Raw genomic sequence first — 20,000 nt, 5'->3', positions numbered from 1 at the left:
GAGGAAAAACCATTGTTTTGGTCCCGGGCAGGACATGATTTGCTGCTTGTCTTAAGAAATGATCGTTTTATCGTGTTTCAAAACGGCATACGCTGCAGGCGTGCGGAGCAAGAGAAGCAGAAAAACCGCCGTTTAAGGAAAGTGCTTTACCGCTCCAGAGTTCTTTCGCCGCAACAGACTCCAGTGGGCAGTCTGCATCGGCAAGTGTGGAAGAAACCGTCTGCGGTGCATCCGAAAGATTAAAAAGTGCAACGTAGGTTGTTCCGGTTGTGTCATCCTTTGCATACCACACAGCTTCATTGTCTGTACGCGTGATCTGATGCGGACGAACGGACGGAGGCAGCATCGCGAGAATATCCGTGTTCGTAAGAAGTGCCAGTGTATCGTCATCGAGAAGCGTCATTTCGGCACCGAGCATCAGTGGAGAGCCGAAGAGACACCAGAGTGTCATCATCGTTTTCTGCTCATCCGGGGTAAAATACGTATGATGTTCTGTAGCAAAACCTTTTCCGAGTTCGCCAAGCGGCAGCATATCACAGTCCGGATAACAGCCGGCAGAGACGTGGCTCTGCCAGAGCTCGCAATGCTGGAACATATCCTTTAACTGTGCCCAGTTGTCCCAGAAATCATCGGTGATGCGCCAGAGATTCGCGTGCTTTTCATAGAACCATGCTTTCTCTATGAGCGCAGGTCCCGGAGACAGAGAGAGGACGATCGGCCGTCCGCATTTTTGGATGGCATTCGAGAGCATCTCGATCTCATGCGCAGCTGCAAACGGATTTTTGTGCATGTTGGTATTACAGATATCATCGCATTTAATGTAATCAACACCCCAGGAAGCGTAGAGCTCCAGCAGGGAATCATAGTAAAGCTGTCCTTCCGGAAGATCGCGTACACCGTACATATCCGGATTCCAGCCGCAGATGACCGTAGGATCGACAACGTGTTCAGCACCAAGAGAACTGTTCTTGATCTTTCCGTGATGATGTGCAGCGATTCGCGGAATACCGCGCATGATGTGAATTCCGAATTTCAGCCCCAGACTGTGTACATAGTCGGCAAGTGGTTTAAAGCCGGAACCGTCTGCAGAAGATGGAAAACGTTCGGGATCCGGCAGCAGACGGGAGTATTCGTCCATTTCCAGTTCAGAGAATGGAATATACTGATACCGGTCGCGCATGGAACCGGCCTTTTTTGCATACCACTGGATATCCACTACAATATACTCCCAGCCATATGCTTTTAAGTGCTTTGCCATATAGTCGGCATTTGCCTTTACCGCAGCCTCGTCCACGGTTGTATCATAGTAATCGTAGCTGTTCCAGCCCATCGGTGGGGTTGGTGCACATGTATTTTTGTTTGTCAGATGCATAAGAAAAAACTCCTTTCTAAAGCAATGCTTGTTTTTTTCTGATAAGAAAAGTATAATAAAGGACATAGTGCAAAACAAGAAGACAAACCGGATAAAAGAGGTAATTTTTTGATGGAAGATCTGATCGGAGTATATGGAATCCTGGATCTGGATCACTGGCCGAACGCTCCGTTTTTGCTGCTGGACGGCGGGGTGGAAAAGAGATGGAAGGAACCGTATGCATTTCATAATACAGACCGCGGAACATATTCCGGATGGCTGATGCAGTATACGCTTTCGGGAACAGGATGGTTTGAAAAAAACGGAAAAACGTATGAAATGCGTCCCGGGAGAGGATTTTTGTGTCAGATTCCGGAGAATAGCAGATATTATCTGCATCCGGAATCCGAAGAACCATGGATTTTTCTGTATTTTCATTTTCGTGGAAGTGCAGTGTCCTATGCGGCAGAACGACTGTTTGAAAAAACAGGAGATGTTTTTTATGCGGATGCAGATAGCGAGCCAATTCGGACTGCACTGCAGATGCATCGAAAACTGAAAAACGGTTACCGGTCGGAACCGTATGAATGCGGTGTGTTTTTGTATCAGTTTTTTTGTTCTCTTCTGCGGGAGGTACAGCGTCCGGAGCGGAAGCAGACACATTTTTTTGTTCGGGAAGCGATACGGCAGATGGATACCGACTGCGCATCTGTGCAGGGGATTGAACAGCTGGCAGAACAGAGCCGGGTTTCCTTTGCCCATTTTACGAGATGCTTCCGGGAGGAAACAGGCGTTTCTCCCATGCAGTATCTTCAGGAAGCGAGAATTCGCAAAGCGATGACGCTGCTCTTGAATACCGGAAAGAGTGTGGAAGAGATTGCAGCAGAAACCGGATTTTCCAGTGGAAACTATTTTGGAAAAGTATTCCGTCACCATATGGGAATCTCGCCGTCGGCATACCGGAAAGAACGGCAGAACGGTGCTGTCTGAAGTCTTGGTTTTGTACGAAGATGTACTTGCGGAGAAATTCCGGGAGTATGGAAGAAAAAAGGGAGGAACAAAAAGAAATGGAACGAGAAACATTCCAATCGCGCCTTGGCTTTCTTCTGCTTTCGGCAGGATGTGCCATCGGCATCGGAAATGTATGGAAATTTCCGTATATGGTAGGAAACAACGGAGGCGGCATTTTCGTGCTGTTTTACCTGCTGTTCCTTGCCATCATGGGAGTTCCGATTCTGTCGATGGAGCTTGCCATCGGAAGAGGAAGCAAAAAGAGTACCGTGCGCGCGTATGGGGAACTGGAAAAGAAAGGGCAGAAGTGGCATATCCACGGATACGTTGCCCTCATCGGAAACTATCTGCTGATGATGTTCTACACCGTCGTTGCAGGCTGGATGCTGTACTATTTCTACAGCTTTTTAATCGGAAAATTCAGCGGCCTGACAGGCGACGCCGTAACCGGAAAATTCAACGAGATGCTTTCATCTCCGTCGATTCTTGTCATTACCATGCTGATTATTACAATTGCAGGCTTTCTGATCTGTTCGGTGGGTCTGCAGAACGGCGTGGAGCGTGTTACAAAGGTGATGATGATCGTGCTGATGGTCATCATGATTTTCCTTGCGGTTTACAGCTTTACGATGCCGGGTGCCAAAGAGGGACTGAAATTCTATCTGGTGCCGGATATGCAGCAGATCGAACAGGTGGGACTGTTCCACATTATCACAAACGCGATGAGCCAGGCATTTTTTACGCTGAGCCTTGGTATCGGCGCGATGCTGATTTTCGGCAGCTACTTAAACGGCGGAAAATCCCTGCTCGGCGAGGCAGTCAGCATTGCAGCGCTCGATACGTTTGTAGCGATTACCGCAGGCCTCATCATTTTCCCGGCGTGCTTCTCCTACAACGTACAGCCGGACAGCGGCCCGAAGCTGATCTTTATGACGCTGCCGCACATTTTCACCTCGATGAAGGGCGGACGGATTTTCGGAAGCTTCTTCTTCCTGTTCCTGTTCTTTGCGGCGCTGTCTACCATCATTGCTGTATTTGAGAATATCATGTGCTGTTTTTCTGAGATTTTCGGCGTTTCCAGAAAACAGTCAGCCATCATCAACTGCATTCTGGTGATCTTAGGATCCCTGCCGTGTGCACTCGGCTACAATGTGTGGTCCGGATTCCAGCCGCTCGGCGCAGGAAGCACCGTTCTTGATCTTGAGGACTTTATCGTCAGCAACCTTCTGCTGCCGGTCGGCTCTCTGATTTACCTTCTGTTCTGTACTTCAAAATGGGGCTGGGGCTTCAAAAACTACCAGGCAGAGGCAAATAAGGGCGGGGGCCTGAAAGTGCCGGACTGGGTACGGGTTTATCTTTCTTATATTCTGCCGTTGCTGCTTCTGGTATTAATTGTCCAGGGACTGATCGGATAAGACAGGAACAAAAAGGTCAATATCAGACGAAAAAAAGATAAGAAAAGAACTGGAAAAAAAGCCAGGAATACGAGATAATAAAAGACAAGAGACCAGAACAGGTGCCGGGACCCGGAAGTATCAGGTGTCCCGGCACTTGTCGGATCAGAAAGGATACAGGAGAAAGGGGAACAAAATGGGAAAATTTACACCACTGGATTTCAACAAATATGCAGCACTGGCCCGTCAGGCAGCGGCAGAAGGCTGTGTACTTCTGAAAAACGAAAATGAGGCACTCCCGCTTCGAAAAGGAGACAAAGTGGCTGTTTTCGGAAGAATTGCATTCCACTATTATAAGAGCGGACTTGGCTCCGGCGGTCTTGTCAATACGAAATACGTTGTCGGTATTCTGGATGCCTTAAAAGAAGAAAAAGACATTACACTCGACGAGAATCTTCTTGGAACATACGAAAAATGGATCGAGAAAAATCCGTACGACGAAGGACAGGGCTGGGGCAAGGTGCCGTGGTCCCAAAAAGAGATGGAGCTGACCGACGAGATCGTGGAGAGTGCAAAAGGCGCCGATGCAGCCATCGTTGTTGTAGGCCGTACCGCAGGTGAGGATCAGGACAACAAAAATGAGGCAGGCAGCTATCTCTTAACCGATACTGAAAAAGAGATGGTAGAAAAAGTCAGCAAAGCATTTGCAAGAACAATCGTTGTGCTGAACGTCGGAAACATTATCGACATGAAATGGGTGAAAGAGTGCAATCCGGCAGCTGTTCTCTATGTATGGCAGGGTGGTCAGGAAGGCGGAAACGGTGTTGCCGATGTACTGATGGGAAGAGTCAATCCGTGCGGTAAGCTGACCGACACGATTGCAGAGAATATCGAGGACTATCCGTCCCAAAGCTGCTTCGGCGATCTGACCCGCAATGAGTACAAAGAGGATATCTACGTCGGATACCGCTACTTTGAGACCTTTGCAAAAGAGAAAGTATTGTATCCGTTCGGTTTTGGTCTTTCCTATACGACATTTGCCGTGACCGCAGAGGCAGAAGAGAAAGATGTTGACAATGTAACCGTGACGGCAACCGTTGAAAATACCGGCAAAACGGATGGTAAAGAGGTTGTTCAGGTTTATGTAAAAGCTCCGCAGGGTGTTCTTGGAAAACCATCCCGCGCACTCGTCGGTTTTGCAAAGACCGGTGTTCTTGCACCAGGCGCAAAAGAGACGCTGACGATCGATGTGACCAAAGAGAGCTTTGCATCCTACGATGACAGCGGTGCAACCGGCCACAAATCCTGCTACGTACTCGAAGAGGGCAGTTATGAGTTCTACGTCGGAAGCGATGTCAGAAGCGCAGCCTTTGCCGGTGCATACGAGCAGCCGTTCAAAGTGGTTGAGATCCTGACCGAGGCTATGGCTCCGGTAGAAGCATTTGAGCGCATGAAAGCTGTTCCGGGCGAAGACGGAACGTTAAAACCGGGATATGAGGCAGCTCCTCTGCGCACCGTAGATCCGATCGAGCGCATGAAAGAAAACCGCATGGAGCCGATCACCTATACCGGTGACAAAGGCTACAAGCTCGGTGATGTCCTGGATAAGAAAGTAACGATGGAAGAGTTCGTGGCACAGCTTTCCGATGAAGATCTGATCTGCATCTTCCGCGGCGAGGGCATGTGCAGCCCGAAGGTTACTCCGGGAACCGCAGCAGCATTCGGCGGCCTGACACCGGAACTGCAGGAATTCGGTATTCCGGCAGCCTGCTGTACCGACGGCCCGTCCGGACTCCGCTTTGACTGCGGAACGAGAGCCTTCTCCATGCCGAACGGAACCCTGCTTGGCTGTACGTTTGACCTTCCGCTGGTAGAAGATCTGTACGAGATGGCAGGACGCGAGATGAGACAGAACCGTGTCGATGCCTTGCTCGGACCTGGTATGAATATTCACAGAAACCCGCTGAACGGCCGTAACTTTGAGTATATCTCCGAGGATCCGTACCTGACCGGATGGATCAGTGCCGTACAGATTCTTGGTATGGAAAAATCCGATGTAACCGGAACCATCAAACATTTCTGTGCAAATAACCAGGAGTCCAACCGACATCATGTGGACGCCGTTGTTTCCGAGCGTGCCCTGCGTGAAATCTATCTGAAGGGATATGAAATCGCAGTCAAAGAAGGCGGCGCAAGATCCATCATGAGCACTTACGGACCGGTCAACGGCATCTGGACTGCAGGAAATTACGATCTTCTGACCACGATTCTGCGCGGCGAGTGGAACTACGACGGCTTCGTTATGACTGACTGGTGGGCAATGTCAAACCGTGAGGGATATGAAGCAACCAAAACAACCCATGCACCGATGGTATCTGCCGGAAACGATGTCTTCATGGTATGCACCGACTGCTCCGATATGGGACAGGACGATGTGAAAGAGGCACTGGAAAACGGCGAGATCACAAGAGGCGACCTGCAGAGAAATGCGATGAATGTCCTGCATTTCATCCTTGGAACTCCAAGCATCTTACAGTTCCTGGACCGCATCAGCGAGGAAGAGAAAGAAGCACAGGAGCAGATGGGCGACAACGATTTCGTTGCAGCAGATCTTGTAACATACGAGGCAGATCCGGCAACGGGAGATGTTGTGATTGACGCATCCGCATGGAACACGAAAAAAGGAAACAGTGAAGTATGCGGTGTTACGATTCTGGCTGACAAGATGGGAACGTACGATATCGAAATCGAGATGAAATCCGATCTGGAAGACCTCGCACAGCTGCCGGTAACCGTGTACATCGACAATATCGTAAAAACTATAATCAGCATCCGCGGAACAAAAGGTGAGTGGATCAAAGAGACGAGAGACCTTGGCTTCTTCTTCGGCCCGAACCACTACCTGAAGCTGTACTTCGGCGCAAATGGTCTGGAGCTTGGAAAGATCCGCCTGAAGTTAAGAGAAGGCATGGAAGTACTGAGCAAACACGAGGAATAAATAAAAAAAGAAATACAGAGAAAAACCGGAACCCGGGAGCTGCTGTTTGAAAGCGGTGCCGGGTTCCGGTTTTTCGTATGAAAGAAGATTTTTATGGAAGAAGCTGTTTTTTAGTGAAGCTCGTCCTCATCCACATCAATCACATTGTCATCGTGCAGGATTTTCTGCTGGTTGATCTCGGTCTGGATGACGTTTTTGATCCGGCGTTTTGCGCGGCCCATGTAGTAGGTGGTGACAAGATCGGAAATGCCGCTGTAGACAAGGCAGATACCGATGAAAATGTTTGTGGTTGCAACGGCATCAAACGGATTGGTACAGATGATGATGCCGAGAACGCTGGTTAAAAGAGCCAGCAGGAACTCAAGCCACCATTTTTCCAGCCCTGTTTTTTTGAGGTTGAACGCCTTCTGAATGCTGAGCAGTCCGTTTGCCAGAAGGATGATACCGATGACAACCGGGATGAATGCGATTACAAGGTCACTTTCAAAGATAACGAAGCAGCCGAACAGAATCAGTACCAGGGCAACGAACAGATCGTAGCGGAAGAAAAACGGCTCGCCGCGGCTTGCAATGTAGCGGATCAACGCAACAACGCCGCCAAACAGGAGCAGTGCTCCGGCGATATAACAGATCAGCAAACTCGTTTTTACGGGGTAGACGATCAGCACGATACCTAGTATAATAGAGACAGCGGCTGAAAGCAGGAAACTGTTTTTCACATCCTGAAAAAATTGTTTCATAAGGATTCTCCTTTCCACTTGAATGTGGTTTTTCGTTTGCTTTTATAGTAGCTTTTCAAAGCAGAAAAAGCAATGGACAAATTGAAAAAAATGTACGAAGAAATGGAATCGTGAAACGGAAGAAAGAGAGGGTAAAAAAGATGCAGGACGAACAGAAAAAGTTCCAGGAGAAGCTCTCCGAATTGCTGTCCTACGCCAGAGACCATGAAAATAAAGTAACGATGAAAGAAGTCAGAGACTTTTTTGAAGACTTTGCACTGGATGAGCAGAAAGTCACCTTTGTCTGCGAATATCTGACGATGGAGCAGGTCGATGTGGCAGATTATGAGCCGGGCGTCGTGCCGGAGGAGACCGAAAAAGAAAAGAAAAAACCGGAGTTTTCCGAGGAGGAGCTGCGTGCCTTACAGCAGTATCTTGACGAACTGCCGGAGACAGGAACACCGTCGGAGGAAGAAACGGCAGAGCTTTACCGGAAAGCGGCAGAGGGCGATTCCCTTGCAAAGAGCATGCTCGTGCAGCTCTGGCTTCCGAAAGTTATTGAGACCGCAAAAGAAATGCACACCCGCGATTTCTTCCTGATGGATCTGGTGCAGGAGGGAAATGTCGGACTTTTAGTAGCGCTGGAGTCCGTTGTAAAAGCTGAGACGGCGGAGCAGGCGATTGATGCGGCTGTGCGTGAGACGATCAGCGATTTCATGGAAGAACACAGAGTTCAGAAACATAAGGACAATACTGTAGTCAATAAAGTAAACCGCTTAAAAGACGCCATCGAGGAACTCTCCGACGGCGATGACATGGATTTCAGTGTGGCAGAGCTTTCCGCGTATCTTGACATGTCCGTGGAAGAGATTGAGGATATTCTGCGGATTGCAGGCGAAGAGCCGTAACAAAAGGCTGGTATTTGCACAGAAACTGTGTGAATTGGCAATAAAACAAAAGCAAAGGAGAAAAATACAATGGTACATCATATTGTTATGTGGAAATTCAAACCGGAAGTAGAGGATGCAAAGAAACCGGAGCTGAAAAAAGCGATGGCAGAGAACCTGAAAAGCCTGGTCGGCAAAGTGCCGGGACTGTTGACGGTTGACTTTGTAGAAGCACCGCTTGCATCTTCCACCCATGATATGGCACTTGTCACAACACTGGAAAAAGCAGAGGATGTAGCTGTATATGCAAAACATCCGGAGCACGTAAAAGTAGCAGACACCTATGTACGTCCGTACACAACGGAGCGTGCGGCACTCGATTACGAAGAGTAAAAACAAATACGGACTTTAGCTCGTTGCCCGTGTAAATAAAAAAGTATCCCGCTTCCCCAAAAGGAACGGGATACTTTTTTTGTGCCGAGAAGATCAATTCCTGATCTGGTGAATACGTTTCATTTAAGTGTTTTTCTGTTCTTCCTTCTGCAGTTCGTCAATTGTAAGCAGCAGCTCATCGATGGAAACCTCTTCGTCCTTCGGATCTTCCGTAATTTCTCTGACCAGTTCTTCGTACGTTCTTCTTCTGCGTTCCAGCGCTTTCCGCGACCGCTCCCGCCGGATGCGGCGGACATACCGCAGGCGGAGGACAAAGAGCAGAATCAGAACGAGAAGGACAAACGGCATCGCCAGAAAAACAGGATCTGCCTTCCGGATACGGGCAAAAAGGGATGCACCGGCCGAGGCAAGATGGCGGAACCAGGAAGCGGCATGCACAGTGCTTTTCCAGAACGCTGCGAAATGGGAAGCCACAGATGAGAAGGAAACCGTGGATGATGCCGGTGCTTTGGAAACGGCCGGTTCCGGTGTCTGGGTTATGGCCGGTGTTTCGGTCGGCGTCGCAGTCGGCGTCGGTGTCGCCGTCGGAACCGGTTCAAACGTTACGGCAAGGGTATGATCCTTCTGGATATCGGAAAATGTGTAGCTGTCCGGATATTCCGTCACCGGCAGATACAAGCCGTCCACCGAGAGTTTCGCGAGCCGGAAGCCTTCGTCTGCCGTGTAGGAAACGGTTTTTTCCTCTCCGCGGGAAACTTCCCCGCCCTCGGACACCGAGCCATGCTCCGCCGCGGAAGTGGAAACCGTGAACAGATACGGCACCCGGGTGCGGTAGAACTGCACATACCGTCCACCATCTGCCTTTTTTACGTTTACAATCGCAATAAATTCCCCAGGATTTGTCTCGCAGAGGTCCTCTGGTTCATCGATGGTGATATCGTCGGAAAAGCCAAAATCAACCGTGTCGTCCGCAAGCAGTGTTTTCTGCGAGAGTGAGTATGTCTGGATAAAGTTTCCGATTCCGAGATGCATCGTCAGTGGAAAAATAAAAAAGAGATCGCCGGAAACACAGAGATCCTGAAAATTTTCCATGTAAAAATCGAAGGGATACGTGCCCCAGTCATCCACCACCTGAAGTGAGGCATCGAGAAGTTTAAAGCCGTAGCCGCCGTCCGCATCGGTCTGGATCAGATAGCCGCCCGTAGAGGGAAGATAATCGATGCCGAGAATATTGTAGCTCGTCGAGAGCTGAATCCGCTCTTTTTGCTCCAGGGTATCCGGGTCGAGGCGGAAGATACATCCGTAATTGGAAGCATCCGGGCTGCTGTAGCCGCTCACGAGGATTTCATGTGTGACGGGATTGTATGCCATACCGTTTGCGTGAGCAAAGTCTGCGTCCCTTACCTGATGCGCGAGGGAATACTGCGTAACGGGATTTCCGTCTGCGTCTGTATCATTTTTATAGTAGGCAGAGACTACGTCCGGCTCTGTCGTCAGATCATTAAAATTTTCGATGCAGATGATATAATCTTCCGTCGCACAGACGGACTGCACCGCGCCGTTGCTGCCGAGAATCGGATATTCCCCGACCAATTCCCAGGAGGCGCCGGTAAACGGCGTACTGGAGGCAAAACCAGCCTGACAGAGCATGGGATGAGCGAGGAAGAGAAAAATGCCCAGAAAAAGGGCAAGAAAAAACCGGCCGGATTTCTTGCCGGTGGGAGATTTTATCGAAAAATTTGTAAATGCAAGCCGCATATGATGTGTAGGTCCTTTCTTACAGAAAAAAGGTGAACTTTTTCTGTCATCCTATCTTACCACGGAACCGGCGGAAAGTAAATGAAGGAGGGATGGAGATTTTCTTACATATCGTTTAAGAAAATGTAATAATTTTGTAGTGTTTGCCGATGCAAAGTAGTTGTAAACATTTTACCGTCCTGGTAAAATAAACATAACAGAATTCAGAAAATTGTGAAGAAAAAGGAAAGGCAGAGAACCGATGATTAGAATCAAAGATATTGCAGACCGCGCAGGAGTCAGCCCGACGACGGTTTCGAATGTAATACACGGAAAGACAGGGCGCGTCTCAAAGGCGACGGTCGAGAAAATCAACCGGATTTTAAAGGAGATGGAGTACGTGCCGAGTATCAGCGCGCGCATGCTGGCGAACAACAGCTCCGGTCTTATTGGTGTGGCGCTTGGTTTCATGAAGAAAGGAAATGCATCGTCCTTTGAGGATCCCTTTGTGTCGGCAATGCTTGGAAACCTGGAATATCAGATCCGGGAACACGGCTATTATATGATGCTGGTTGCGCGCCATGAGCAGGACGATCTTATGCAGCAGGCGCTCGGCTGGAATTTTGATGGCATGATTGCAATGGCTCTGAAGGAAAAGGAGATTGCAGAACTCTCGGAACGTCTCGGAAAACCGCTGGTAACCATTGATCAGTATCTCCCGCCGGAACTTGGAGTCCGCTCCATTACGATGGATGACCGCGGCGGTGCGTACCAGATGAGTCAGTACCTGATTGGAAAGGGACATAAAAAATTTCTCTTTTTATCCGACTGCGATCTCGGGGTTGACCACTATCGGTGGCTCGGTGTGCGTCAGGCGATGGAGGAGGCGGGAATTGAGGACATTGAGAGCCGCCATATTGTGATCCCGTGGAATCCGGAGCAGAGAGAGAAGGCATATGAGGAGATGCTTCCGTTCTTCAAAAAACAGACAGCGCTCTTTTTTTCATCGGATTACTATGCACTTGAAGCATCCAACTTTCTGCAGAACAGGGGAATAAAGGTTCCAGAGGAAATTTCAATTGCGGGCTTTGATGATGTTACCTATGCGACACTTGCGCGGCCGAAGCTGACTACCGTACATCAGATGGTGGATGGAAAAGCACGCCGTGCCGTAGAGGTACTGATGCACCTGATCCAGGATGAACCGGTACAAAAAGATATTCCGCCATTGCCGACAACACTGGTGGAACGGGAGTCGGTAAGAGATCTGACGAAGTAAATAGTTACCAAAATCACAGAAAAACTCTTGTAGAAACTGCTGGTTTTGCGCAAAACTATTGAAAAATCACCGTGAAGTATGGTAAACTGTGCTTGCAAACGACAGAATCAAAGAACCAGACACGTTCTGGGGATGAAATAAAGGAGGTAAAAAAATGGACAAAAAATGGTGGAAAGAAGCCGTAGTGTATCAGATTTATCCACGCAGCTTCATGGACAGCAACGGAGACGGTATCGGCGATTTAAATGGTATCACATCCCGTCTGGATTATCTGAAGGATCTTGGCGTGGATGTTATCTGGCTGTCTCCGGTGTACCAGTCACCAAACGATGACAATGGATACGATATCAGCGATTACCAGGCAATCATGCAGGAATTCGGAACAATGGAGGATTTTGACCGCATGCTTTCGGAGATGCATAAAAGAGGCATCAAGCTGGTCATGGACCTTGTTGTCAATCATACTTCAGATGAACACAAATGGTTCGTGGAGAGCCGCAAATCGAAAGACAATCCATACCGCGATTATTATATCTGGCGTGATGCAAAAGAGGGAAAAGAGCCAAACAACTGGGGAAGCTGCTTCTCCGGCTCCGCATGGAAATACGATCCGCAGACCGAGATGTATTACCTGCATCTGTTTTCCACGAAGCAGCCTGACCTGAACTGGGAAAACCCGACCGTAAGAAAAGAAGTTTTCGATATGATGAACTGGTGGTGCGAGAAAGGCATCGACGGCTTCCGTATGGATGTCATCAGCATGATCTCCAAACCGGAAGGACTGCCGGATGGAAAGATTCCGGAAGGCGGACTCTACGGTGACTCCGGCTGCGTAAACGGACCGCATGTTCATGAGTATCTGCAGGAGATGAACAAGGAAGTCCTTTCCAAATATGATCTGATGACGGTCGGTGAGTGTGCCGGTGTCACGATCGAGGAGGCAGAAAAATATGCATCCGCAGACGGCAAAGAGCTCAGCATGGTATTCCAGTTCGAGCTGGTTGAGCTGGCAAGCGGAAAATACGGCAAATGGACGGACAAACGCGTACCGCTCAAAGATTTCAAACGCGTCATGACAGCATGGCAGACGGAGCTTGAGGGCAAGGCATGGAACAGCCTCTTCCTTGGAAACCACGACCAGCCGCGCTGCCTGTCCCGTTTCGGCGATGATTCACCGGAATACCGTGTGGTAAGCGCCAAAATGCTGGCTACCTGCCTTCATATGATGCAGGGTACCCCGTACGTATACCAGGGCGATGAGCTCGGCATGAAGAACGTTCCGTTCCACGATCTGTCCGAATTCCGCGATATTGAGAGCATCAACGCGTTTCACGAGCTGACCGGAGCCGGAAAAGTAGCGCCGGACGATATGATGCGCTACCTGAACCTGCGCGGAAGAGACAATGCAAGAACTCCGATGCAGTGGGATGATACCGCTTCGGCAGGATTTACCACAGGAACCCCGTGGATCAAAGTCGGACCGGATTACGAGACCGTCAATGCAAAAAATGAGATGGCGGATCCGGATTCTGTATACAATTATTACAAGAAACTGATTCATCTCCGGAAAGAGAAGGATATCATGGTTTACGGAACGTACGAGCTGCTCGATCCGGAAGACGAGGCACTGTATGTATATACCAGAACCTTAGGCGATCAGAAACTCCTCGTGATGTGCAATTTTACAAAAGAGGAGCAGGAGTACACGGTTCCGGAAACCTTTGCAGGAGCAGAGGTACTGATCAGCAACTATCCGCAGGACGGCGCGGCAGCAGGGACACGAAAACTGCGTGCGTATGAGGCAGTTGTTCTGGAAACCAAATAAAAAATGCAGAGGAACCTGTGGCAGAACGGATTTTTGCCACAGGTTCCCGTTCTCAAAATACGGCAAAAACCGGTAAGAGTAAGAAAGGGGAAAATAAAACATGAAATCATATCTGAAAATGGAGACACATCCGCTTGCAGATCCGAAGAATGTAGTAAAGGGCGATAAATATCGTATCACGGTGCTGACGGAGCATCTTCTTCGGCTGGAATACAGTGAGGACGGTGAATTTATCGATGCGGCATCCCAGACGGTTGTAAACCGTGATTTTCCAGCAGTGGAATTTTCCGTCAAAGACACAGGCGATGAGCTGGAGCTGCGTACAAAGTATCTGCAGCTGAATTACAACAAAAAGGCATTCTCTGCAAACGGACTTTCCTGCAAAACAACGGCAGTCGGCATCAGTTCTGTACCGGCATGGCATTACGGAGATCCGACACAGGATCTTGGAGGAACGGCCCGTACGCTTGATCAGGTCAACGGAGCATGCGAACTGGAACCTGGTATCATGTCCTGGTTTGGTTCCGCTGTTCTGGATGATTCGAAGTCGCTTCTGATGACAGAGGACGGTTGGGTGACCCCGAGAAAGAAAGGAGTGCAGGATCTGTACTTCTTCGGCTATGGCTGGAATTTCCGTTTGGCATTAAAGGATTTCTACCACCTTTGTGGCAAGACACCGATGCTTCCGAGGTTTGCGCTTGGAAACTGGTGGAGCCGTTACTGGCGTTACAGTGAAACATCCTATATGAAACTGATGGAAGACTTTGACAAAGAGAACGTTCCCTTCTCGGTTGCTGTTATCGATATGGACTGGCACCGTGTAGACGATGTGGATCCGAAATACGGCAGCGGCTGGACCGGCTACAGCTGGAATAAAAAACTCTTCCCGGATCCGGAGCGTTTTCTTGGAAAACTCCATGCACGCGGCATGAAGACAACACTGAATGTCCATCCGGCAGACGGAATTCGTGCGTATGAGGACTGCTATCCGGAAGTAGCAGAGGCTATGGGAGTGGATGCAAAAAAAGAAGAGCCGGTCAATTTTGACATTGCGGATCCGAAATTTGTTGATGTATATTTTGAAAAAGTTCATCATCCGATGGAAAAAGAGGGCGTCGATTTCTGGTGGATTGACTGGCAGCAGGGACAAAGTACCAAGATCGAGGGTCTTGATCCGCTGTGGATGCTGAATCACTATCATTTTCTTGACAGTGGAAGAGACGGAAAACGTCCGATGACCTTCTCCCGCTATGCAGGACCGGGCTCCCACCGCTATCCGGTCGGATTTTCCGGAGACACCCACATCACCTGGGAATCCCTGGATTTCCAGCCATACTTTACCAGCACAGCCTCCAACATCGGCTACGGATGGTGGAGTCATGATATCGGCGGCCATATGCTTGGCTACCGTGACGATGAGCTTGAAGCAAGATGGTATCAGTACGGAGTCTTTTCTCCGATCAACCGTCTGCACAGCTCTAACAGTGCCTTCAGTGGAAAAGAGCCTTGGAACTTCAGTATGGAAGTGCGCAGCACAATGGATGATTTCCTCCGTCTGCGTCATAAACTGGTGCCGTATCTGTATACGATGAACTACCGTGCATGGAAAGAGGACACACCGATCGTTGTTCCGATGTATTATGATTACCCGGAGACGGTTTTCTGGGGCAAAAATCAGGCACCGAATCAGTACTTCTTCGGAAGCGAGCTGATGGTAACACCGGTGACAACGAAATGCATTCCGGAGCTGAAGCGTGCAAAAACAAAGGTGTGGCTGCCGGAAGGTACGTGGTTTGATTTCTTCAACGGAATGATTTACGAGGGCGGCAGAAGTATGGATCTGTACCGTACGCTCGAGGAGATCCCGGTTCTTGCGAAAGCAGGTGCGATTATCCCGATGACAGAGAAGATCAGTGCGCTGGATGTAGAATCCAACCCGGATGAGCTGACGGTACGCGTTTACGCGGGCGCGGACAATACATTTGTCCTGTACGAGGATGACAATACTACCATGGCATATGAGAAGGATGACTGTGCAAAAACATCGATGACGCTCGACTGGGGTGCGCGGAAATTTACGATTGCACCGGTTGAAGGCAATCAGAGCTTCGTTCCGGAAAGCAGAATGTACTGCGTAGAATTCGGCGGAAGTACGGCAAAAGAAGCGAAGGTCTTTGTAAACGGCGTGGAAGCGGATGCAGAAGTCAAAGAGAAAGACGGACTTCTTACGATCGCGGTAACAGATGTAAAACCGCAGGATACCGTGACAATCTGTCTGCCGGAAGATACGGAGATTGCAAAGAACGATGTCATGACACGTGCGATGGATCTGCTGCTGCACGCCGAAATCAGCTACATCACCAAAGAGCAGATCGCAAATCTTCTTCGCAAAGCAGACGGAAAGGTAGCAATTCTGGCTGCAGAGCTGCAGAGCATGGAACTTTCAAATGATCTGCGCGGTGCGCTGCTGGAGATCATTACGGCATAAATTGCTGCAGAAAAACACGATTTGATTTACAGAAAAAGAATTCTGTGATACGATACATACAAAGAAAAGGAAGAGAGCGTGGCAGTGGATTCTGTCAGGCTCTCTTCTTGAAATGTGAGACAGGAGGATTTTTAAACGTGGGAAAATACATCATGGCACTTGATGCCGGCACAACGAGCAACCGCTGTATTCTGTTTGATCAGAAAGGACAGATCGTAAGCCTTGCGCAGAAGGAGTTTACCCAGCGTTTCCCGAAACCGGGCTGGGTGGAGCACGATGCCAATGAAATCTGGTCCACGATGCTCGGTGTAGCCGTGGAGGCAATGCAGAAAGCGGGCGCGTCCTACGAGGATATCGCGGCAATCGGCATTACAAACCAGAGAGAGACGACGATCGTCTGGGACAAAAAGACGGGAGAGCCGGTCTACAATGCAATTGTATGGCAGTGCCGCAGAACATCGGAATACTGCGATTCCCTGATGGAGCGCGGACTGGTTGACCGTTTCCGGGAGAAAACAGGTCTTGTGATCGATGCGTATTTTTCAGCCACGAAGCTGAAATGGATTCTAGATGAAGTTCCGGGCGTGCGCGAGCGGGCGGAGCGAGGCGATCTCTATTTCGGAACAGTGGAGACGTGGCTGATCTGGAAGATGACAAAGGGAAAGATACATGTCACCGATTACACCAACGCGTCCCGTACAATGCTGTTCAATATCCATACCCTGAAATGGGATGAGGATATCTTAAAAGAGCTGAACATTCCGCTCTGTATGCTGCCGGAAGTCCGCCCGTCGAGCTGTGTCTACGGGGAGACGGCATCCACATATTTCGGCGGCCCGATTCCGATTGCGGGAGCAGCGGGAGACCAGCAGGCGGCGCTGTTCGGCCAGACCTGCTATGCGCCGGGCGAAGCGAAAAATACATACGGAACAGGCTGCTTCCTGCTGATGAACACGGGAGAAAAGCCGGTTTCTTCGACACACGGTCTTGTTACCACGATTGCATGGGGCATCGGGGACAAGATTACGTATGCGCTCGAGGGATCCATTTTCGTCGGCGGAGCCGCAATCCAGTGGCTGCGCGATGAGATGAAGCTGATCGAGTCCTCGGCGGATTCCGAGTACATGGCGCAGAAGGTGAACGACACGAACGGCTGCTACGTCGTGCCGGCGTTTACCGGCCTTGGCGCACCGTACTGGGATCAGTATGCGAGAGGAACCATTCTCGGCCTGACCCGCGGCGTCAACAAATACCATGTGATCCGCGCAACGCTGGAGTCGATCACGTATCAGGTGGATGATGTCTTAAAAGCGATGGAGGCAGATTCCGGCATGAAGCTCTCTGCGCTGCGTGTGGACGGCGGAGCAAGCGCCAACAACTTCCTGATGCAGTGCCAGGCGGACATCAGCCAGGCGCCGGTGGAGCGGCCGTACTGCATCGAGACGACCGCGATGGGAGCAGCTTATCTTGCGGGACTCGCCGTCGGCTACTGGCCGGATCAGGAGACGGTAAAACAGAACGGAGCCATTGACCGTACGTTTGAGCCGGAGCTCTCGAAAGAGGAGCGCGATGAGAAGATGAACGGATGGCACAAAGCAGTCCGTTACGCCGAAGGATGGGCAAAATAGAAAAAGATTTTGGAAATGCAGAAAAGGAACGGTTTCGTAATGAAAACCGTTCCTTTTCGCGTACTGTGACTTCTTGTCTACTGACGTTAAAGAATGTCGATATGTTCGCCGTTTAAAGCTTTGTTCATGCTTCGCACGGCACAGAATTTACCGCACATCGAGCAGGTATCTTCCTGTTCCGGCGAGCGGTCGGCGCGGATGGCTTTTGCGGTCTCCGGGTCCAGTGCACAGTCCCACTGTGCTTCCCAGTCGAGCACGCGGCGGGCGTCTCCCATCTTGTCGTCAATATCACGCGCATGCGGCACGCCTTTGGCAATGTCGGCAGCGTGTGCGGCGATTTTGCTTGCGATGATGCCCTGTTTTACATCATCCAGGTTCGGAAGAGCCAGATGCTCTGCCGGCGTTACGTAGCACAGGAAAGCAGCGCCGTTCATGGCCGCAATCGCGCCTCCGATGGCAGCGGTGATGTGGTCGTAGCCCGGTGCAATATCGGTCACAAGAGGGCCGAGGACATAGAACGGAGCGCCCATGCAGATGGTCTGCTGTACTTTCATATTGGCCGCAATCTGATCCATCGGAACGTGGCCCGGTCCCTCAACCATAACCTGAACGTCTTTTTCCCAGGCACGTTTGGTGAGTTCGCCGAGGCGCACCAGCTCCTCAATCTGGCAGACATCCGTTGCGTCGGCAAGGCAGCCAGGACGGCAGGCGTCGCCGAGAGAAATGGTCACATCGTATTCACGGCAGATATCGAGAATCTCATCGTAATACTCGTAGAACGGATTCTCCTCGCCGGTCATGCACATCCAGGCGAACACGAGGGAGCCGCCGCGGGAAACGATATTCATTTTCCGTTTGTGTTTGCGGATCTGATCGATGGTTTTTCTGGTGATGCCGCAGTGCAGGGTGACGAAATCGACACCGTCCTCGGCATGGAGGCGGATGACGTCAATAAAATCTTTGGCGGTCAGCGTATCCAGGTCTCTCTGGTAATGGATCACACTGTCATATACCGGCACGGTGCCGATCATGGCCGGACATTCGGAGGTCAGTTTCCGCCGGAACGGCTGCGTATTGCCGTGGCTCGACAGGTCCATGATGGCTTCTGCGCCCATATTGACCGCGGAGAGTACCTTCTGCATCTCCACATCGTAATCTTTACAGTCTTTCGAAACACCGAGATTTACATTGATTTTCGTGCGCAGCATCGAGCCGATGCCCTCCGGATCGATGCAGGTGTGCAGCTTATTGGCCGGAATGGCAACCTTTCCGCTGGCAACGAGCGGCATCAGGTCTTCCACGGCCATATACTCTTTTTCTGCGACTTTTTTCAGCTCCGGTGTTACAATGCCGCGGCGTGCGGCGTCCATCTGTGTTGCGTAATTGCGTTCCATCTGTTGTTCTCCTTTATTTTCAAAATCAGATCCGGTAAGCGTGGTTCAGCGGTCCCGAGGCGTGGCCGAGATCCATCATGCTCGCGAGTGCGCCCGAAATATACTCTTTTGCGGCGGAAATGGCATCCGGAAGGGAAAGCCCCTTTGCGAGCCCCGATGCGATGGCGCTGGAGAGTGTACAGCCGGTGCCGTGTGTGTTCGGATTGTCGATGCGTTTTCCGGTGAACCAGGTAAATGTGCCGTTGTGATATAAAAGATCGTTGGCATCATTGATACTGTGGCCGCCCTTTAACAGAACGGCACAGCCGCAGGAATCCCCGATCTCTTTTGCGGCGCGTTCCATATCACTTTCCGACTGGATTTTGATGCCGGAGAGAACTTCTCCCTCTGGGATATTCGGTGTGATGACTTCGGCCAGAGGAAAGAGCAGTTTTTTCATCAGGTCAGGCACGCCGCCCGAAGCGAGCGCGGAGCCGCTTGTAGCGACGAGGACCGGGTCCACAACGATGTGTTTGGCCTGGTAGAAGCGAAGCCGTTCGGAGATGACTTCGATCAGTGCCGGGGAGGATACCATACCGATTTTGACGGCGTCCGGGAAGATGTCCGTAAAGACGGCGTCAAGCTGTGCGGCCAGAAACTCCGGTGTTACATCGAAAATACCGGAAACTCCGGTGGTGTTCTGGGCGGTGAGTGCGGTAATTGCCGACATGGCGTAAACTCCGTTTGTGATCATGGTTTTGATGTCTGCCTGAATGCCGGCGCCTCCGCTGGAATCACTTCCCGCGATTGTTAATGCTGTTTTCATGTTTTTCGCGTCCATGAGAATTACTCCTTTGCATTACTTTTCTTTTTGGACAGGCGACAAAGAAAGTGGTGCCCCCAGTCTGCCGCCTGGT

General features: G+C 50.3%; 14 protein-coding genes. 9 read left to right on the top strand and 5 right to left on the bottom strand.

Annotation, left to right across the window (positions count from 1 at the left end):
* Positions 1-67: 67 nt before the first annotated feature.
* Positions 68-1,372, bottom strand: a complete 1,305-nt coding sequence (locus DW642_RS06315) for a glycoside hydrolase family 27 protein (RefSeq protein WP_117509637.1) — start codon at positions 1,370-1,372, stop codon at positions 68-70.
* Positions 1,373-1,483: 111 nt separating this feature from the next.
* Here DW642_RS06315 and DW642_RS06310 point away from each other — a divergent pair, with 111 nt between their 5' ends.
* The 3 genes from DW642_RS06310 (at position 1,484) to DW642_RS06300 (ending at position 6,754) form a co-directional block, all read left to right on the top strand.
* Positions 1,484-2,341 (top strand): AraC family transcriptional regulator, encoded by an 858-nt coding sequence (locus tag DW642_RS06310; protein ID WP_117509636.1) that lies wholly within the window; start codon positions 1,484-1,486, stop codon positions 2,339-2,341.
* 77 nt (positions 2,342-2,418) lie between these two features.
* On the top strand, positions 2,419-3,777 hold the full coding sequence (locus tag DW642_RS06305; RefSeq protein ID WP_055226948.1) for a sodium-dependent transporter: 1,359 nt from the start codon (positions 2,419-2,421) through the stop codon (positions 3,775-3,777).
* Positions 3,778-3,952: 175 nt separating this feature from the next.
* Positions 3,953-6,754: a glycoside hydrolase family 3 protein gene (locus tag DW642_RS06300; protein ID WP_117509635.1), complete on the top strand. Its 2,802-nt coding sequence runs from the start codon at positions 3,953-3,955 to the stop codon at positions 6,752-6,754.
* A 110-nt stretch (positions 6,755-6,864) separates the two neighbouring features.
* Here the strand turns inward: DW642_RS06300 and DW642_RS06295 are convergent, their stop codons facing one another.
* Positions 6,865-7,494 (bottom strand): HdeD family acid-resistance protein, encoded by a 630-nt coding sequence (locus DW642_RS06295; protein WP_022462612.1) that lies wholly within the window; start codon positions 7,492-7,494, stop codon positions 6,865-6,867.
* A 140-nt stretch (positions 7,495-7,634) separates the two neighbouring features.
* Here DW642_RS06295 and DW642_RS06290 point away from each other — a divergent pair, with 140 nt between their 5' ends.
* Together DW642_RS06290 and DW642_RS06285 are read left to right on the top strand one after the other, a co-directional pair.
* Positions 7,635-8,381 (top strand): RNA polymerase sigma factor region1.1 domain-containing protein, encoded by a 747-nt coding sequence (locus tag DW642_RS06290; protein WP_147326102.1) that lies wholly within the window; start codon positions 7,635-7,637, stop codon positions 8,379-8,381.
* A gap of 69 nt (positions 8,382-8,450) precedes the next feature.
* Positions 8,451-8,753, top strand: a complete 303-nt coding sequence (locus DW642_RS06285; protein WP_022462610.1) for a Dabb family protein — start codon at positions 8,451-8,453, stop codon at positions 8,751-8,753.
* Between the two features lie 123 nt (positions 8,754-8,876).
* Here the strand turns inward: DW642_RS06285 and DW642_RS06280 are convergent, their stop codons facing one another.
* Complete coding sequence (locus tag DW642_RS06280; RefSeq protein WP_117509633.1) at positions 8,877-10,511, bottom strand: InlB B-repeat-containing protein; 1,635 nt, start codon at positions 10,509-10,511, stop codon at positions 8,877-8,879.
* 241 nt (positions 10,512-10,752) lie between these two features.
* Here DW642_RS06280 and DW642_RS06275 point away from each other — a divergent pair, with 241 nt between their 5' ends.
* From DW642_RS06275 to glpK, 4 genes are all read left to right on the top strand, one after another.
* Positions 10,753-11,769, top strand: a complete 1,017-nt coding sequence (locus DW642_RS06275) for a LacI family DNA-binding transcriptional regulator (RefSeq protein ID WP_117509632.1) — start codon at positions 10,753-10,755, stop codon at positions 11,767-11,769.
* A 154-nt stretch (positions 11,770-11,923) separates the two neighbouring features.
* Positions 11,924-13,594 carry a glycoside hydrolase family 13 protein gene (locus DW642_RS06270; protein WP_117509631.1) on the top strand — a complete coding sequence of 557 codons (1,671 nt, stop codon included), beginning with the start codon at positions 11,924-11,926 and terminating at the stop codon, positions 13,592-13,594.
* A gap of 100 nt (positions 13,595-13,694) precedes the next feature.
* Positions 13,695-16,082 (top strand): glycoside hydrolase family 31 protein, encoded by a 2,388-nt coding sequence (locus DW642_RS06265; RefSeq protein ID WP_117509630.1) that lies wholly within the window; start codon positions 13,695-13,697, stop codon positions 16,080-16,082.
* A gap of 137 nt (positions 16,083-16,219) precedes the next feature.
* Complete coding sequence (gene glpK, locus DW642_RS06260) at positions 16,220-17,710, top strand: glycerol kinase GlpK (RefSeq protein WP_117509629.1); 1,491 nt, start codon at positions 16,220-16,222, stop codon at positions 17,708-17,710.
* Between the two features lie 86 nt (positions 17,711-17,796).
* On the opposite strand, the gene thiC is transcribed toward glpK, so the two are convergent.
* Both thiC and thiD read right to left on the bottom strand, forming a co-directional pair.
* Positions 17,797-19,104 (bottom strand): phosphomethylpyrimidine synthase ThiC, encoded by a 1,308-nt coding sequence (gene thiC, locus DW642_RS06255; RefSeq protein WP_022461338.1) that lies wholly within the window; start codon positions 19,102-19,104, stop codon positions 17,797-17,799.
* A gap of 25 nt (positions 19,105-19,129) precedes the next feature.
* The gene (thiD, locus tag DW642_RS06250) at positions 19,130-19,909 is read right to left on the bottom strand and encodes a bifunctional hydroxymethylpyrimidine kinase/phosphomethylpyrimidine kinase (protein ID WP_117509752.1); all 780 of its coding nucleotides are present in this window, start codon (positions 19,907-19,909) and stop codon (positions 19,130-19,132) included.
* Between the last annotated feature and the right edge of the window lie 91 nt (positions 19,910-20,000).

It is taken from the genome of Blautia sp. AM23-13AC, from assembly GCF_003435675.1.
Lineage (GTDB): Bacteria > Bacillota > Clostridia > Lachnospirales > Lachnospiraceae > Fusicatenibacter > Fusicatenibacter saccharivorans.
Note: the sequence above shows the minus strand (reverse complement) of the source record. Positions and strands in the feature narration are given on the sequence as shown.

What these genes read in the sequence shown, in the direction of transcription:
- DW642_RS06295 (WP_022462612.1), bottom strand. Translation starts at nt 7,494, where the DNA reads ATGAAACAATTTTTTCAGGATGTGAAAAACAGTTTCCTGCTTTCAGCC.
- DW642_RS06265 (WP_117509630.1), top strand. Translation starts at nt 13,695, where the DNA reads ATGAAATCATATCTGAAAATGGAGACACATCCGCTTGCAGATCCGAAG.
- DW642_RS06300 (WP_117509635.1), top strand. Translation starts at nt 3,953, where the DNA reads ATGGGAAAATTTACACCACTGGATTTCAACAAATATGCAGCACTGGCC.
- DW642_RS06270 (WP_117509631.1), top strand. Translation starts at nt 11,924, where the DNA reads ATGGACAAAAAATGGTGGAAAGAAGCCGTAGTGTATCAGATTTATCCA.
- DW642_RS06305 (WP_055226948.1), top strand. Translation starts at nt 2,419, where the DNA reads ATGGAACGAGAAACATTCCAATCGCGCCTTGGCTTTCTTCTGCTTTCG.
- DW642_RS06315 (WP_117509637.1), bottom strand. Translation starts at nt 1,372, where the DNA reads ATGCATCTGACAAACAAAAATACATGTGCACCAACCCCACCGATGGGC.
- DW642_RS06310 (WP_117509636.1), top strand. Translation starts at nt 1,484, where the DNA reads ATGGAAGATCTGATCGGAGTATATGGAATCCTGGATCTGGATCACTGG.
- DW642_RS06290 (WP_147326102.1), top strand. Translation starts at nt 7,635, where the DNA reads ATGCAGGACGAACAGAAAAAGTTCCAGGAGAAGCTCTCCGAATTGCTG.
- DW642_RS06275 (WP_117509632.1), top strand. Translation starts at nt 10,753, where the DNA reads ATGATTAGAATCAAAGATATTGCAGACCGCGCAGGAGTCAGCCCGACG.
- thiC (WP_022461338.1), bottom strand. Translation starts at nt 19,104, where the DNA reads ATGGAACGCAATTACGCAACACAGATGGACGCCGCACGCCGCGGCATT.
- thiD (WP_117509752.1), bottom strand. Translation starts at nt 19,909, where the DNA reads ATGAAAACAGCATTAACAATCGCGGGAAGTGATTCCAGCGGAGGCGCC.
- DW642_RS06280 (WP_117509633.1), bottom strand. Translation starts at nt 10,511, where the DNA reads ATGCGGCTTGCATTTACAAATTTTTCGATAAAATCTCCCACCGGCAAG.
- DW642_RS06285 (WP_022462610.1), top strand. Translation starts at nt 8,451, where the DNA reads ATGGTACATCATATTGTTATGTGGAAATTCAAACCGGAAGTAGAGGAT.